Source organism: Bartonella sp. AP21QHHD, from assembly GCF_042196205.1.
Taxonomy (GTDB): Bacteria; Pseudomonadota; Alphaproteobacteria; order Rhizobiales; family Rhizobiaceae; genus Bartonella.
On the sequence record NZ_JBHIPT010000054.1, the window covers coordinates 73,004 to 87,126 of the forward strand.

At 40.1% G+C, this 14,123-nt stretch carries 18 protein-coding genes, 1 tRNA gene and 3 pseudogenes; 3 read left to right on the forward strand and 19 right to left on the reverse strand.

What is annotated here, in order from left to right; all coding sequences use genetic code 11:
* Window positions 1-16: 16 nt before the first annotated feature.
* The 7 genes and pseudogenes from traG to ACFIMC_RS04100 all read right to left on the reverse strand — a co-directional run bounded on the left by traG (window position 17) and on the right by ACFIMC_RS04100 (window position 6,231).
* On the reverse strand, window positions 17-1,924 hold the full coding sequence (gene traG / locus ACFIMC_RS04070) for a Ti-type conjugative transfer system protein TraG (protein ID WP_375613600.1): 1,908 nt from the start codon (window positions 1,922-1,924) through the stop codon (window positions 17-19).
* 534 nt (window positions 1,925-2,458) lie between these two features.
* Window positions 2,459-2,864, reverse strand: a pseudogene (locus ACFIMC_RS04075) (helix-turn-helix domain-containing protein).
* 245 nt (window positions 2,865-3,109) lie between these two features.
* On the reverse strand, window positions 3,110-3,694 hold the full coding sequence (locus tag ACFIMC_RS04080; RefSeq protein WP_375683827.1) for a helix-turn-helix domain-containing protein: 585 nt from the start codon (window positions 3,692-3,694) through the stop codon (window positions 3,110-3,112).
* Window positions 3,695-3,929: 235 nt separating this feature from the next.
* A pseudogene (locus tag ACFIMC_RS04085) lies at window positions 3,930-4,269 on the reverse strand (UDP-N-acetylglucosamine 1-carboxyvinyltransferase); the annotation flags it as partial.
* A 55-nt stretch (window positions 4,270-4,324) separates the two neighbouring features.
* Window positions 4,325-4,507 (reverse strand): hypothetical protein, encoded by a 183-nt coding sequence (locus ACFIMC_RS04090; protein WP_375680861.1) that lies wholly within the window; start codon window positions 4,505-4,507, stop codon window positions 4,325-4,327.
* Window positions 4,508-4,606: 99 nt separating this feature from the next.
* Window positions 4,607-5,902 carry a UDP-N-acetylglucosamine 1-carboxyvinyltransferase gene (gene murA, locus ACFIMC_RS04095; protein WP_375671812.1) on the reverse strand — a complete coding sequence of 432 codons (1,296 nt, stop codon included), beginning with the start codon at window positions 5,900-5,902 and terminating at the stop codon, window positions 4,607-4,609.
* A gap of 176 nt (window positions 5,903-6,078) precedes the next feature.
* Complete coding sequence (locus tag ACFIMC_RS04100; protein WP_375607050.1) at window positions 6,079-6,231, reverse strand: hypothetical protein; 153 nt, start codon at window positions 6,229-6,231, stop codon at window positions 6,079-6,081.
* 172 nt (window positions 6,232-6,403) lie between these two features.
* Here ACFIMC_RS04100 and ACFIMC_RS04105 point away from each other — a divergent pair.
* Window positions 6,404-6,478: transfer RNA gene (locus ACFIMC_RS04105), tRNA-Thr, on the forward strand.
* 2 nt (window positions 6,479-6,480) lie between these two features.
* Here the strand turns inward: ACFIMC_RS04105 and ACFIMC_RS04110 are convergent.
* The 3 genes from ACFIMC_RS04110 to ACFIMC_RS04120 all read right to left on the reverse strand — a co-directional run bounded on the left by ACFIMC_RS04110 (window position 6,481) and on the right by ACFIMC_RS04120 (window position 7,772).
* Window positions 6,481-6,831 carry a hypothetical protein gene (locus ACFIMC_RS04110; RefSeq protein ID WP_375634529.1) on the reverse strand — a complete coding sequence of 117 codons (351 nt, stop codon included), beginning with the start codon at window positions 6,829-6,831 and terminating at the stop codon, window positions 6,481-6,483.
* 325 nt (window positions 6,832-7,156) lie between these two features.
* On the reverse strand, window positions 7,157-7,330 hold the full coding sequence (locus tag ACFIMC_RS04115) for a hypothetical protein (RefSeq protein ID WP_375633333.1): 174 nt from the start codon (window positions 7,328-7,330) through the stop codon (window positions 7,157-7,159).
* A 253-nt stretch (window positions 7,331-7,583) separates the two neighbouring features.
* Window positions 7,584-7,772 (reverse strand): hypothetical protein, encoded by a 189-nt coding sequence (locus ACFIMC_RS04120; protein WP_375636919.1) that lies wholly within the window; start codon window positions 7,770-7,772, stop codon window positions 7,584-7,586.
* Between the two features lie 799 nt (window positions 7,773-8,571).
* On the opposite strand from ACFIMC_RS04120, the gene ACFIMC_RS04125 reads away from it, so the two are divergent.
* Window positions 8,572-8,748 carry a hypothetical protein gene (locus tag ACFIMC_RS04125; RefSeq protein ID WP_375633334.1) on the forward strand — a complete coding sequence of 59 codons (177 nt, stop codon included), beginning with the start codon at window positions 8,572-8,574 and terminating at the stop codon, window positions 8,746-8,748.
* A gap of 229 nt (window positions 8,749-8,977) precedes the next feature.
* Window positions 8,978-9,211: pseudogene (locus tag ACFIMC_RS04130) on the forward strand (DnaJ domain-containing protein); the annotation flags it as partial.
* A 706-nt stretch (window positions 9,212-9,917) separates the two neighbouring features.
* On the opposite strand, the gene ACFIMC_RS04135 reads toward ACFIMC_RS04130, so the two are convergent.
* The 9 genes from ACFIMC_RS04135 to ACFIMC_RS04175 all read right to left on the reverse strand — a co-directional run bounded on the left by ACFIMC_RS04135 (window position 9,918) and on the right by ACFIMC_RS04175 (window position 13,955).
* Window positions 9,918-10,202 carry a hypothetical protein gene (locus tag ACFIMC_RS04135; protein ID WP_375631880.1) on the reverse strand — a complete coding sequence of 95 codons (285 nt, stop codon included), beginning with the start codon at window positions 10,200-10,202 and terminating at the stop codon, window positions 9,918-9,920.
* Window positions 10,186-10,497 carry a hypothetical protein gene (locus tag ACFIMC_RS04140; protein ID WP_375671811.1) on the reverse strand — a complete coding sequence of 104 codons (312 nt, stop codon included), beginning with the start codon at window positions 10,495-10,497 and terminating at the stop codon, window positions 10,186-10,188. Before ACFIMC_RS04140 ends, ACFIMC_RS04135 begins: the two co-directional genes overlap by 17 nt.
* A gap of 126 nt (window positions 10,498-10,623) precedes the next feature.
* Window positions 10,624-11,388: a lambda exonuclease family protein gene (locus ACFIMC_RS04145; protein ID WP_375640868.1), complete on the reverse strand. Its 765-nt coding sequence runs from the start codon at window positions 11,386-11,388 to the stop codon at window positions 10,624-10,626.
* 68 nt (window positions 11,389-11,456) lie between these two features.
* Entirely contained in the window at window positions 11,457-11,672 is a 216-nt protein-coding gene (locus ACFIMC_RS04150; RefSeq protein WP_375680862.1) for a hypothetical protein, read from the reverse strand.
* A gap of 290 nt (window positions 11,673-11,962) precedes the next feature.
* Window positions 11,963-12,100, reverse strand: a complete 138-nt coding sequence (locus tag ACFIMC_RS04155) for a hypothetical protein (RefSeq protein WP_375685663.1) — start codon at window positions 12,098-12,100, stop codon at window positions 11,963-11,965.
* Complete coding sequence (locus tag ACFIMC_RS04160; protein ID WP_375671809.1) at window positions 12,088-12,249, reverse strand: hypothetical protein; 162 nt, start codon at window positions 12,247-12,249, stop codon at window positions 12,088-12,090. Before ACFIMC_RS04160 ends, ACFIMC_RS04155 begins: the two co-directional genes overlap by 13 nt.
* Before the next feature lie 495 nt (window positions 12,250-12,744).
* Window positions 12,745-12,933: a hypothetical protein gene (locus ACFIMC_RS04165; protein ID WP_375680863.1), complete on the reverse strand. Its 189-nt coding sequence runs from the start codon at window positions 12,931-12,933 to the stop codon at window positions 12,745-12,747.
* 2 nt (window positions 12,934-12,935) lie between these two features.
* Window positions 12,936-13,325: a hypothetical protein gene (locus ACFIMC_RS04170; RefSeq protein ID WP_375633340.1), complete on the reverse strand. Its 390-nt coding sequence runs from the start codon at window positions 13,323-13,325 to the stop codon at window positions 12,936-12,938.
* 312 nt (window positions 13,326-13,637) lie between these two features.
* The gene (locus ACFIMC_RS04175; RefSeq protein WP_273790852.1) at window positions 13,638-13,955 is read right to left on the reverse strand and encodes an XRE family transcriptional regulator; all 318 of its coding nucleotides are present in this window, start codon (window positions 13,953-13,955) and stop codon (window positions 13,638-13,640) included.
* Window positions 13,956-14,123 lie beyond the last annotated feature (168 nt).

The following is a 14,123-nucleotide window of genomic DNA, read 5'->3' on the forward strand; positions in this document are numbered from 1 at the left end:
AAAAACAAGTGCTTTATTAAGAAGAAAAGCTATTTTCATTAGTAAGAGCTGTTAAATCCTTACGTCTAAAATAGATAGAGCGTCCACAACGAACAGGTGGTTGCCCTTGCATAAGAATAATCTGTTCGTCTTTTCGCATTTCTTGTGTTATTTCATGTGGATATATTAAAGGTCTATGCTGGGTGTTTATATTTTCTGTCCCTCTTGTATGGAATCCTCCTAGAGGTTTGCTTGAATCTTTCACTTCAATGGTCATTTGACCACATGCCTTAGATATATTTTCAGCAGTTTTAATATCTTTTATTGCGGCATAGCTTACAAAAGCACAATTTTCAAACCATGTCATAACGCCTGACGAACCGAAATAGTGTTCTATTTGATCTACAGACTTGTAAAAAAGCATGAGAGATATACCATATTTGCGTCCATGATCACGTGCTTCTTCTAAAATGTTCATATATCCTAAAAGATCAGCATTATCTAAAATAAAGAGCGCTCTTTTTGCATAATTACCATTAGCGGCTTCCATAGCTCTGAGAAAAGAGCCAACAAGGACACGCCCAACACCTGGATAAGATTTTAAAATTTTTGAGGGGATATTTAGAAAAATATCAATATTTCCCTTTGTTATATCGGTAGTTTTAAAATCATGACCACTGATAAGGTTTGCATAGTTAGAGAGTGAAAGCCATTGTATATCTTTTGCAGCAGTAGAATAGACATCTGAGAAAGTTTGTTCAGCCATATTTGTAAACACCCCAAGGGTTTCACGAATAAATTGGGATGGAGAATTTGATCGTATAGATTGCAATTTTCCAATCACGGATGGTTCTGGCATTGACATGATCGTATGAAGGGTTTTTAAGTTTTTTTCCTTTAATGTGTATTCATCAGAAAAGACAATATGCGCAAGTAGTCCTGTTAACAAATTATGTGCCTGTAATACAAAAAATTGATCAGTCGAAGTTGATTTGTCGTTTTCAGAAAGAAGGAGTCTAGCAACTTCAACCAACCCCGCTTCTCTTTCATAAAGGGGTAGATTTTCATCTAACAGCCAATCTAAAGGATTAAAAGTTTCCGTTGAAGAACCATGAGGATCAAGAACGTATACTTTTCTGTTTGACAGCTGCCTTGTTTTTTTTACCATTGGAGCGACTTCAGTTGAAGGGTCAAAAACGATCAGTGGACCGGAATATTTGAGACAAGTTGGAATAACATTACTGGTTGTTTTATAACTACCAGAACCAGCAAAAAATAACATATGGGTTGAATCAAAATTGAGTTTATATGTCAACAATGGCTGGCGACCACCTTTTCCCCATGTTGTTTTGTCTTTAGGATTAAAAGGGACATCTTTAACAATATCTTTGTCGACTCTATAGCGCTCTCCTATGACGACTTCGCCATCACGAGGAAAAATCTTTTCAAGGCGTTTCATACTCATCCATTGAACACCACCAAAGATCGTATTTTTTGAAATTTTCAAAGGTGAAGCTTTAGGTAATGATAGTTTTATCGTGTAACCAAGGATAATAACGCCAATAACAACACCCCATAAAACCATCCTATCAAAGAAAGGAAGAACATCCGCCCATGTCATATTATCTTGACCTACATATGGACTAAGTCTGATATATTCATTTGCACTATAATAAGTTGCAAACAAACCAAAGATGATCATGGACGAAATAGTGATATTTTTTCTGATATGCCTTTTTTGTAATAAGATGAATGAAGAACATGAAAATGCAATAAGGATTAAAATATCCAGTGGCTTTGATCTTACAAACCAATAAGCATCAGGCGTCGTTCCATTTTCTGTAATGTTATTGATGGTTATATTGACCAAAAAAGCTACAATGATTGAAAAGATGAGTGGCAATGCTAAAAATATAATCTGTTTTTTGTCTAATTTATTGACCATTTTCCCCCCTGCATACCAGAAAAAGCTTCTCTTCCTATTTTTTTCGAAGTTTTTATATTTTTTGAATTTTTATCAAGTTTTGAAACGTAAAGCAAACCATCTTAAGATGAAAGACTTATCTGCCTCTCTAAGACGGGCTTTTATAAAAAGCTCTCCTAAACTAATTTTTTCAAAAATTTTTTCAAAGTTTCTTTGATGCTTCACGCGCTATTTAAATTTCTTACTTAACTCTTTTACGACACTGCATATGCTTCTTAACAGAAAAAAAACCCAATAACAATACGCATTAGTGTTCACTGAAAAAAAGCGCGGTTTATCATGTTGTGCCGTAAAACCTTGTTGTTTAGAGCCGTGATATAAGGCATGTAAAACTTTCCATATTAAGTGTTTTTAGAGTGTGTAATAAATGGGCATGGCTTGCCCTGTAACGCCCTTTTTAAAGTGAACCACATGAATGGTCAGGAGTAGGTCAAACCGCGCCAACAGAAGCCGGACTGTTTACAGAGCAGCCCTTAAGTCAGGAATATGCATCCTTTAGAGCGTAGAGCGGGAGGAAATCAAACACAAAAATGCTTTCTGTTTTTGAGGTTTGAGCTCTCTAAAACTTTTCAAAAGAATGTGCTCTTCTTTACTTGCGATCCCTTCATCACAGCAATACAAGGCATTTTCTTTTGTTGAGAGATCGGAGTAGAAAAAAGAAATGGGAACATTAAGAATATCAGCAATTTCTTGTAAACGCCCCGCCCCCTATACGATTAGAGCCTTTTTCATATTTTTGGATTTGTTGAAAAGTCACCCCTAACTGACTGCCTAATTTCTTTTGCGACATTCCCAGCATTGTTCTTTTAAAGCGAATTTTTCTGCCTATCGAAATATCGTTAAAGTGTGGATTTTTAGCTTTCACATCAAGCTCCCCTGCCGGTTGCGAGCGCCCTCGCATTGGTATTCCGGGAGTCTGAAAGTACTGAGTTCGAATCAGCTTTTTTGCTTTTAGTGCTCATCGCACTTGGACATAGCAAAAACTCCCAGAATCTCGCGATACTTATAAAGCAGGCCAATGTTTCATCTTGGATTTTCAGGCTTTGGGTTTCACCATTCAACCACACTGTACGACGAGAACCCTAGTGCTTGTTCATAAAATAATTTCTGGAGACCAGCAATAAAATTTAAAACAGTGTTTTTATCTCATGAGACAATCAAACACAAAATTGCTTTCTGTTTTTGAGGTTTGAGCTCTCTAAAACTTTTCAAAAGGATGTGCTCTTCTTTACTTGCGATCCCTTCATCACAGCAATACAAGGCATTTTCTTTTGTCGAGAGATCCGTATAGAAAAAAGAAATGGGAACATTAAGAATATCGGCAATTTCCTGTAAACGCCCCGCCCCTATACGATTAGAGCCTTTTTCATATTTTTGGATTTGTTGAAAAGTCACCCCTAACTGACTGCCTAATTTCTTTTGCGACATTCCCAGCATTGTTCTTTTAAAGCGAATTTTTCTGCCTATCGAAATGTCGTTAAAGTGTGGATTTTTAGCTTTCACTTCAAGCTCCCCTGCCGGTTGCGAGCGCCCTCGCATTGGTATTCCGGGAGTTGAAAGAGCTGAAACTTGACTCAGCCTTTTGCTTTTAGTGCTAGAGCGCACCTGGACATAACAAAAGCTCCCAGAAATCCGGGATATCCATAAAGCTGGATAAATACGTGTCTCAAGTTTAGGGTCTTTCATTCCCTGTTGATCGCTGCGTAGACGACCAAAACATTCTCTTACCAATAAAGTAATTTCATGAAATTAGCAATAAAATTTAAAAACAGTCTTTATTTTATGAGCTCCACCCCCGCCTCTCAAACTTTTATGCCCGCTCGTAAAAACTCCAAAACCATGAAATAAAACCCACGTTTATTGAGAGGACTAATAACCCTTTATTTTTGAGATCACACCTCCCAAAAGCACACCTAACAACATATCACCCCCTCCCAAAGCCATTTTTGAGAGACATCTTACAGATTTACACTGTGATACGTTGGATTTTTGCGCCACAACGAGCCGATTTTTCTTCTAATCTCTCAAATCCACGATCAAGATGATAAACACGATTGACGATTGTTTCTCCCTTTGCTACCAATGTAACAAGAGTAAGAGGGCTGCAATCACAAGAGAAACAACAAGCACGCAAATCCGTCGCCATGACAGGAGCCCCCCTTGCAAATTCTCTGTTCCATGAGATAGTTGCCCTCTCGCCCATCAAGCTTTATTTGCGCCCTCAAGCGATTGAGTTCTTGAACATGCATAAAACGATCTTCGAAAACCGTCTCTGTAATATGCGCGATTCCTTCAGCCCGTGTCATGCACCCCGCGTCATGAGCGCCATGAACGAAACTTAGACAATAATCACGAGCCTCCTCAAGAGTGAGAGAAGCAAAACTTTACACGAAAGAAAAACCATTCCGAAAAGAAAACAGCAGCCACAAAAGCCATACCCTTGAAAGATGGAGATTTGAAAGAACTATTGAGAAAATCATCAAGAATATACGGCTCCAAAATTCCACAAGCAAGAGAGTAAACCATTAAAAATGCACCAGCCAAGCCCAGCCCCTCCCAACAAGCAAACATTGTGTTAAAACGCCCCCAAGCAATCGCCCCCCTCAACCACAGCGCAAAGCATTCAGCATATCTTTAACAGGTTTACACTGTGATACGTTGGATTTTTGCACCACAACGGACTAATTTTTCTTCTAATCTCTCAAATCCACGATCAAGATGATAAACACGATTGACGATTGTTTCCCCCTTTGCTGCCAATGCTGCAATCACAAGAGAAACAGAAGCACGCAAATCCGTCGCCATGACAGGAGCCCCTTGCAAATTCTCTGTTCCATAGACAGTTGCCGTCTGCCCATCAAGCTTTATCTGTGCTCCTAAGCGATTGAGTTCTTGAACATGCATAAAACGATTTTCGAAAACCGTCTCTGTAATATGCGCGATTCCTTCAGCCCGTGTCATGAGCGCCATGAATTGCGCTTGGAGATCAGTTGGAAAAGCAGGATAAGGTCCTGTTTTAATATCAACGGGCATAATTTTGGTGTTCTTTGGATTTCGCTTAATATGAATTCCTTGAGGTTCTATTTGAATCTCGAGTCCTGTTTTTTGGAGCACCTTAAGCACCTTTGTGAGATGATTAGGATTTGCATTTTTAAGAAAGACATCTCCTCCCGTCATAGCAACAGCCATTGCATATGTTCCCGCTTCGATTCGATCAGCAATAACGCGTACTCTAGCACCGTTGAGTTTTTTAACCCCTTCAATTGTAAGCGTTGTTGTTCCTTCACCGGTTATTTGAGCCCCCATAGCATTCAGAGTTCGAATAAGGTTTGTCACTTCTGGCTCACAAGCTGCATTCTCAAGAGTGGTTGTTCCCTTTGCCATTGTCGCCGCCATCAGCAGCACATGGGTTCCACCAACAGTGACTTTAGGGAAACGATAGTGAGCACCTTTTAACCCCTTTAGCGCTTTTGCATGAACATATCCATTTTCGATAGTAATCTGTGCGCCTAAAGTTTTAAGTCCCTCAAGGATAAAATCGACAGGTCTTGTTCCAATAGCGCATCCTCCAGGAAGCGAAACATAAGCCTCTGCGCATCGTGCAAGCAGAGGTCCGATAACCCAAAAGCTTGCACGCATTTTTTTCACCAGTTCGTATGGTGCCCGTGTTGTAGCTATTTTTTGCGCCGTAAAATGAATTGTTCTTGAATTCACGCATTCATCTTTAAACTCTTGTCCATCAACGGCATATCCAACACCATGATTATTGAGAATACGAATAAGCAATTCAACATCGGCCAGATGCGGAATATTTTCTAAAGTGAGCGTTTCTTCTGTAAGCAGCGCCGCAATCATAAGAGGCAATGCAGCATTTTTTGCCCCAGAAATAGGAATTGTTCCTTGAAGTTTTTCTCCCCCAACAATTTGAATAGAATCCATCGTGTTTTCCCTCTTTTCCTTTGTGCCTGCCCTTCCAAAGGATTGTCCCCCTTCGGGAAGTTATGCTTTATTAATCGTTTTAGAACGCATTCTAACTATGAGAACAAATTATTGAGAAGTTTGGTTGCAAAAATTTACTAAAAAACATTTTTTTGCATTTTAGAGCTTTTTGCATTTTAGAGCTCTGGTTGTGCTCTTTTTCGGCTTTGCTCTTTTCGACGTTTCAGGTTTTGACGCAATTGTTGTGCCAATCTTTCTTGACGTCGTTTTGCTTTTTCATCTTGATGATTAATTTCATTTTGTTTTTGTTTTTGATGCATTTGTGTCATTGCGCAACCTTTTAAACAGTGTTGAGCTTCTATCCAAGCAACTCATTTAGATATTTAAGCATATAAGAAACATATGTCATGACATAAGATACGTTTTCTTGCAAGAATATACAAATGTTCTCTTGCCTATTTTCTGACAATATGGCACAAGACAGCGCAAAGATTGAAAAGGGCTGCGGTAGCTCAGTGGTAGAGCACTCCCTTGGTAAGGGAGAGGTCGAGAGTTCAATCCTCTCTCGCAGCACCATTTTATTCTTCTTTTGCCTCTCTCTTCTTGCCCTTATAAGTCTTCCCTATAAGCCTAAATCTTTTCCCCCAACCTCCATCAGCTTCATCAAATCCTCCATCCTTTAAACCATGCGTTTCAATAGCCTCAAAATCAGTAGCTTCAAAATCAATGGACTCAATGACACACTTAATCTCTAAAATGCTTTGCGAATGGCTTTTGAAATTGACCGCCCCCCAAAGAATATCCCCCCACCCCTTGCCTCCCCTTTCCTTGCCTCCCCCCTCTTTCCTTTCTGTAAGATTTGCCCTATCCTTCTCTTTACCAAGCCTCACTGTTGCAACAGCTCTTAGCACTTGAGACGGTATAGACATTTTTATTTTTTCAATATTTTATTTCTTGAATATTTTTCCCCACAAGCTCACCCTGTTTGTAATATGCAAACAAACGATTTTACTTGATTCAATATAAGAGCGTCTGAATAAGAAGGGTTGAAATAAGAACATCTCACACTATTTCGGGCTCTCATTGAAATTCAAATTGAATCTCAATAATGAATTATTATAAACTCATTGTTTGAACATATCCCATTGATACCTTTAGCCGCCTCCAAACCCATAATCTTATCTTTCCAGCCTCTCTATCCACCTCAAGCAACACAAGCATTCCCTCTAAAAATTAGAATAAGCTTCATCGATCTTATTCGTCATTTACAACTGATCTAACAGAGCCATTTCCAGAACCTCCTCTCAACTCAATTCCTTCCCCATTCTCCCCACCCCTTACCAAAAGCAAAAACCAAACAGTGATAAAGTCCCCCTCAATAAAGCTTTCACTAAGCCACCCCACTCTCCCATATGGCAAACATCTCATATGACAGACATCCCCATATACTAGGCACCCCATATACCAGAAAATTGATAGCCTGCCTTTTCAAAGAAGATCCCTCATTACCAATTTTATACACTATGGTTTTCCACGTGCTCTAAGCCTCCCTCTTTCAACACGCATCTTTTTTATACGAATACTTTGATTGATACGGATAGCGTTATTCGTCTTGCATAAGAGCCCCAAGAGTGAAAAGCTCTCTCCCTCTGTTCTATTGAAATTAATCACCCCTCTTCGCTTACACTTCACAAGCAGAAAGATCCGTATGGCGAGAAACTTTCCAAGAAAAGCATATCTCTTCGTAAAAAGCCTCCCAGTAAACGAGATTATGAATCGTCTCAAGAGCTACAGCCCATGCCGCAATTTTGGCAACGGCCCCCCAATAGTACCAACTTACTTTTTCATAAAGTAAAAATAGGGTGCGCAATGTTTATAATCTCTGGGGGGTATAATCTACGGACTTTATAATCTACGGGGCTTGACCGTTATACCCCTCACGATATTATTCACAGGCGCCAGTATGAAATTTACGAACGCCGGCATAAAATGGCTGTGAAATGAGCTTAGAGCGAGATATCTTTATTAAAACAAGTGCGTAAATGTACAACAACAAGTATATTTCATTTGGAGTATTTTGGATATTGCCTACTCTCCCCACCCTAGGACAACCATTTTGGCTACAGATCCCCTTATATTTTCTGCTGTCATACCTCCTCCAATAAGCTAAAACCCCACATATGCGGGGTTTTAGCCAGTACCACACCTTTATTTAGACACATTATGATCATTATAACCATTTTTATTAAATACGTTTTTACGTATATTTTCAACACAAAAATAACACATATTGATTTATTTAACAGAAATGACTTATAAAAGCTTGTTAGAAACAAAAGCCAATAAATACCCTCTGTTTAAACACTTTATTTGCTATAGCAATAAGCACTGTTTTATTTACGCATCATACAACGAGTGGATGTACAACAGATGGTCTTTTTGTTGGAAGTACTTCTCCGATCAATTGTATTTCAAAAGAATATATAAGACAGAAAATAAAAAAGAAGCTATTAGAAAAAGAACGCGAAAGAGAATGGTTAGAGCTTGAACAATTTTCTGTTAGCGCTTGTCCAAGTGGAAAATTTCCTGTTTATTATGGCGTTTCTATTATCGATTGTGTTTCAGAGGAAGAACTAAAACAAAATCGTTTTAATAATGAAATTAATATAATGAACTTATTCCTGCAATGGTTTATCGTAGCACTCGTAATAACAACGATAATGTCTGTTCCCATAAGTTTACTTTGGCGTTTTAGATTTAAGGTTCCTGCCTGTTTATTTACAATAATGACAACCTTGGCTATTATTGCCGTCCCTTTTACATTTGATTTATCGTCTCTCTTTTAATCTATTTTTGTAAAAAAATATTTCTAAAATATTAAAAACACCCTGCATTTTTAAGCGTTTTGAACTGTATCTCCTCTCATTTAGAGACAATAGCCCCAAGTACAGCCATGCCATTCAATACGATTTTAACCATATTTCTAACATAAAAATAACACATGTTGATACATTCAAAAGAGATCAATTAAACGATCTTATAAAATAAGAGCAATACACAAAGTGGCTGTATTTAATGATAGTCAATGAAGACGATTATTATGGAATTCTTGGTGTAAGCTACGAATGCAACGATAAACAGATAAAATCTGCTTTTCGTAAATTAGCTCTGCAATACCACCCTGATCATAATTCTAGTACCGAAGCAGAACAAAAATTCAGAAAAATTTGTGAAGCCTATGAAGTTCTTAAAGATCCTCAAAAGAGAGCTGCTTACAATCAGTTCTATCATAAAACTTTTAAAGATAATCACAAGGCTTCTGAAATTAGTAGAAACCAAGAGAACAGACGACAAGATAATACCAAGCGTGTAATTGATAGTATCGCGTATGTAATTTTCATTATTTGTGGAATAATACCTGTAATGTATTTTATAATTTTATTTTACATGGAAGATATTCTGAATAAATAAGTATAGGGTTATTAATTCTCATAAGCATAAAAGGATATTTGGTAAAGATTGGTGCATTTATCTTCGGGCTCATACTAATATCATTTATCAAATTTATATGGAGAAGTATCTATTGATCAGTGCTTTTGAAGAGCTTTAAGATCAGCCCCACAGTGAATTCACAAAATGTGGTCATTTTTGATTTTCTATAACAAGGTAGTGTAGAAAAACATAAAGATTATAATATCTCTATCCGTTCTTTCCCTATTCTCCCGTTTTCCCTACCCTTCTATTTTCTTCCACAACCTGCCCCCCAACCTTTCCCCAACGAGCCTACTTGACTCCACACAGGCTTTTTCTCATGTCCCTACATCCTTTTCCCATATTGGCTAAAAAACGCCCCTCAAACGACTCTTTCCCAAAAAACAAAAGCACCACAAGAACCATTTCCTCTCCAATGAAAAAGCACTTGTCCGGCAACTTAGCCATCATGGGGCCTTTCATCGCGCCCCCAAACACGGCACAACACAAAAGCGGCCAGAAGCTCCCCGTTGTCCCAATACGTCTAAACAAGCTTTAATGACCTCCCCCGCCAAACACCTCCTTCCATTTTCCAGCATGCTTTACGTATCATTCCAAGCTCCCTACTTGCGTGCCGCAAAAACATAAAAACCGGCTCTTTTCCTCCTTGAACGTGCCTTTTTATAGGTTGGAACCTGTCTGTACTGCTGCTTCCCTTCCCCCTAAACCTCATTTTTGTTCTCCAGCATGCTTTCGTGTCACTCCAAATCACAGGATAACGACCTGCCCCCTTCATCCCCACCATTTCCTCCTCATCCCGCTCCAACATTTCTCTTCCCAAAGCCGCGTATCTCCCCCTTTTCCATATCGGCTAAGAAAATCCCCCAAGCCCCCGCAAAGCTCTCTCCCCCCAAGAACGAAAGCATAACGTACACCATTGTCACCACAATGAAAAAGCAACTCAGCCCTTTCATTGCGGCTCCCCCCCAACACTCACCACAAAAGCACCCAAAATCACACAGCCTCCATACCTCTGAACACTTAGCCTTACTCCCCATTCTCGTTTTCCCCTCCAGCATACCGCGCCGCCTTGCATGCGCTCCAAGCACCCTTTCTTCCCACATTTTCCCACCATGGCTTTCACATTCCTGTCCCCTAAAGTTCGCTATGCTCCCTGCTTCCCTGCGCCCCCTTATTTGGCACCCTCCTCCAACACAAAAACCAGCTCTTTTCCCTCTGCTCTTTCCTTTTTATAGAACTTTGCCTCTCCTCAACGCTACACAAGATCCCTTCCCACCCCGTCTCATTCTCGTTTTCCCCTCCAGCATACGCTTTGTCTTCATTCCAAGCACCCTTTCTTCCCCCTCCTTCAAAGCAATTTCTGTTCTTATATGAAAACCTGTCCCAACACTCTTAATTTGCTGTACCATCTTCTCCAAAGCCTCATTAAAACGGCTAATTTCATTTTCAAGCTTGCAAATATACGCTTCATCACGATAAGCCCGTTTAATCAAAGGGGGCATATCCGGCCAATAGAGCATTAAATCCACCCATTCGCGTTGAGAAATCCATAATCCCCCTTGACATTGTGCTTTATGTTCTGCTGGAAAGCCCTTTTGCATGAAATGAGGAATTAAAATTTCAGGTTTTTTTGTTTTAATTTCCAACAATCCATTTTTTCCAACAAAAGCATCGGGGGAAAATCCTTGTTCGCGATCATCAGCCAAAACAAAGCCAATACATTCAGGTTCTGTATGTGTCAGTTTCCCATAAAGCTGTCGCGCGCTTGGTTCTAATTCAGTCCCACGTCGCATAGAAAGTGTTGCCCCTTCATCAACGGTTTTTCCGGTAATTCTTTCTCCCGCCAATTTCATCATCACACTCTGATAGCGTGACGTTTTTTGCCCTTGTTTTGTTCGTGCCATAACCATCTCAAACAACGAAGCCGTAATCAAACCATTACGCGCTTGCTGCCATTCCTCTGTTCCTTGAATACAATCGATAATGATTGGCATAGTATTTCTCCCCTTCATCTTTAAGGTGTTTTTTTTGCAACATATTCTCTTTGAAACATTCATATCTTTTAAGATGCATTCCCCACTAAGAATGACAGCATCCTTAAATATTGTGCTGCTGAAATCACAAAAGCTGTTGGAAACGCCCCCCTCAACATCCCCCTCCCCACAAGTTTCTCATCCCCTCCTTTTCCATATCGGTTAAGCCCCCAAGCGGCGCCCTCCCTAGACGAAAGCATAACGCGTGATATTTTCTCCCCGATAAAAAAAAACCTCTTGCCCATCATTGCCCCCCTAAGACTCAATACAAAAACGGTCAGAACCGCGCTCCCATAGCGCCTTCCTCTTCTTCCCTCTCAAACACCTTCCCTCATTTCCCAACATGCTTTCACATTCATATCCAAGCTCTTTGCACTCCCTGCGCTCCAAGCCCTCTACTTTCCCCCCTCCTCCAACACTCTACTCCTTCCCCCTACACGGAACTTTTTTTAAAGATTGACATCTCCTCAACGCTATACGGCTGCCCCTTTTCCACACCTCATATCTCCCCTCCAGCATATGCCTTACATACGCTTCAAGCTCTCCTCCCCCCACTCGTCCTCCCTCTTAACCAGCCAACCACCAACATTTTCCCCAACAAGCTTCCCCCCAACATCCCTCCTCCCCACAAGTTTCTCATCCCCTCCTTTTCCATATCAGCTAAGCCCCCCAAGTCGTCCCCCCCCCCAAGAACGAAAGCATAACGCACACCATTGTCACCGCAATGAAAAAGCACATGGGCCCATCATTGCGGCGCTCTCCCCCAGCACTCAACACAAAAGCACCCCAAAGCCCCCCACGTGTCCCAATACGTCTAAACAAGCTTTAACGACCTCCCCCGTCAAACACCTCCTTCCATTTTCCAGCATGCTTTACGTATCATTCCAAGCTCCCTACTTGCGTGCCGCAAAAACACAAAAACCGGCTCTTTCCCCTTGAACGTGCCTTTTTATAGGTTGGAACCTGTCTGTACTGCTGCTTCTCTTCCCCCTAAGCCTTCATTTTTGTTCTCCAGCATGCTTTCCGTGTCACTCCAAGTCACTGAATGACGACCTGCCCCACCATTGCCTTACCCCCCCCCAATGAACCAGCCGGCAACTGCCCCCCACACACAAGCGTCCGCAATTCCCCATATATAGGGCTCTTTTCTTCATGCCCTCCTTTCCATATCGGCTAAGAAAATCCCCGCAAAGCTCTCCCCCAAGCGGCTCCCCTAAGTCGTCCCCCCCCCCCAAGAACGAAAGCATAACGTACACCATTGTCACCGCAATGAAAAAGCACTTGGGCCCATCATTGCGGCTTCTTTTTTCAACCCTGCTACTGCACGACGGAAAAATCATGGCGGCAATATTCTTCCTCCAATTTTTTTGCCATAGACTGAGCCACCTCTTGCGAGATGAAAAGTATAGCGTTGTGTCTTTGTGGTTCGAGTCTGATTAAATTCCGCATATTTCCAGCATAATAAAGTGGAATCCCTTGATACGAAGTCTTGAGATAACTTGGCATGTTTACCACCAATAATCTGTCAAGACATCACATGGGCGTAAACGATGCTGTTTTTCATAAGAGCCATAGAGATTATCTTCATAATCGCAAGCCGCTCTTTCATTTAAACAAGCATGATAAGCTTCACTATTCAAAATGAAGGGCTGCAATTGTGTATTTTCTTCATTCATTTCATGATTTTCGACATAAAAATCAGCGATTTGTTCCGTAATATCTTCAGCATGAGAAGTTGTCAGATCGAGTCGTAAAACTCTATAAACAGTTTCACATTCTTCAATCAGTTCGAGCACTTCTTCGATTTCGTCGATTGTTCCTTCATAAGTACAAGGATTTTCCTCTTCGCATAAAACGATAATGATTTCATCCTCTTTAACGAATGGAATATTTTTCATGATTTCCCCCTTTAGATAGTTGATAAAGCATAGCCTTGTCTTGACAAGACTAAATATAGCGTTAGTCTTATATCCTCTATAGGAGAGATGTCAACCATTTTATCCTTCATAAAAGATATATTTTAAATATCTACGGGGTTCAAATGACATATGTAAAGAAAAATCTATTATTCTTTGTTCCTCTCATGCCCCTTTGTTGTTCTCTATTTGTTCTTACAAAATTGCAATTATAAACACACAGGAGAGATAAAATGAGTGACATAATATTAATAAAACACTGGAGTCGCCTTGATTCAAAAGCACAGAAGGAAGTTATTTTGAAGCTTCGTCAATTGGTCGCCGCAAAAGAGTCAAAATCGCCTGTCTCTCTTGCGGAGAGAGTTTCGAAATAAGCTCTATAAATTCTTTATCTTCAGGGCTAGCCCCTTTACCGTAAAGAATATAATTCATACTGATATTAATTTCGTGACAAATTCGCGAGAGAGATTCGATTGTTGGTTCTTTTCCTTCAGAAAGAATAGAATGAAGGTACCCCGCACCTTTACCGGCAGCGAGGGAGATAGATCTTTTTGACCGCCCACTTTTTTCCAAAGCGATTCTTAATCTTTGACGCCAACCATCGATATTCATAATTTCACCATATAGCGCGTCTTTTTAAAAAAACACGTCCTTTTTATAAAACGGGCTTGCATTATCCTCTAAAAAGGATAAAATTAAGGAAACAAATTTTACTTTTTAGGGGGAATTTTTTTTATTTTTAGATCATAAAAACACTTTAACCACCCTACCGGATATAAA

Bases quoted from the DNA above. Each gene is read 5' to 3' on its own strand.
- ACFIMC_RS04125 (WP_375633334.1), top strand. From the start codon at position 8,572: ATGAACTTATTCCTGCAATGGTTTATCGTAGCACTCGTAATAACAACG.
- ACFIMC_RS04145 (WP_375640868.1), bottom strand. From the start codon at position 11,388: ATGCCAATCATTATCGATTGTATTCAAGGAACAGAGGAATGGCAGCAA.
- ACFIMC_RS04110 (WP_375634529.1), bottom strand. From the start codon at position 6,831: ATGTCTATACCGTCTCAAGTGCTAAGAGCTGTTGCAACAGTGAGGCTT.
- ACFIMC_RS04135 (WP_375631880.1), bottom strand. From the start codon at position 10,202: ATGTTGGAGCGGGATGAGGAGGAAATGGTGGGGATGAAGGGGGCAGGT.
- ACFIMC_RS04150 (WP_375680862.1), bottom strand. From the start codon at position 11,672: ATGGGCAAGAGGTTTTTTTTTATCGGGGAGAAAATATCACGCGTTATG.
- ACFIMC_RS04170 (WP_375633340.1), bottom strand. From the start codon at position 13,325: ATGAAAAATATTCCATTCGTTAAAGAGGATGAAATCATTATCGTTTTA.
- ACFIMC_RS04165 (WP_375680863.1), bottom strand. From the start codon at position 12,933: ATGCCAAGTTATCTCAAGACTTCGTATCAAGGGATTCCACTTTATTAT.
- ACFIMC_RS04115 (WP_375633333.1), bottom strand. From the start codon at position 7,330: ATGAGATGTTTGCCATATGGGAGAGTGGGGTGGCTTAGTGAAAGCTTT.
- murA (WP_375671812.1), bottom strand. From the start codon at position 5,902: ATGGATTCTATTCAAATTGTTGGGGGAGAAAAACTTCAAGGAACAATT.
- ACFIMC_RS04100 (WP_375607050.1), bottom strand. From the start codon at position 6,231: ATGACACAAATGCATCAAAAACAAAAACAAAATGAAATTAATCATCAA.
- traG (WP_375613600.1), bottom strand. From the start codon at position 1,924: ATGGTCAATAAATTAGACAAAAAACAGATTATATTTTTAGCATTGCCA.
- ACFIMC_RS04140 (WP_375671811.1), bottom strand. From the start codon at position 10,497: ATGTGGGAAGAAAGGGTGCTTGGAGCGCATGCAAGGCGGCGCGGTATG.
- ACFIMC_RS04175 (WP_273790852.1), bottom strand. From the start codon at position 13,955: ATGAATATCGATGGTTGGCGTCAAAGATTAAGAATCGCTTTGGAAAAA.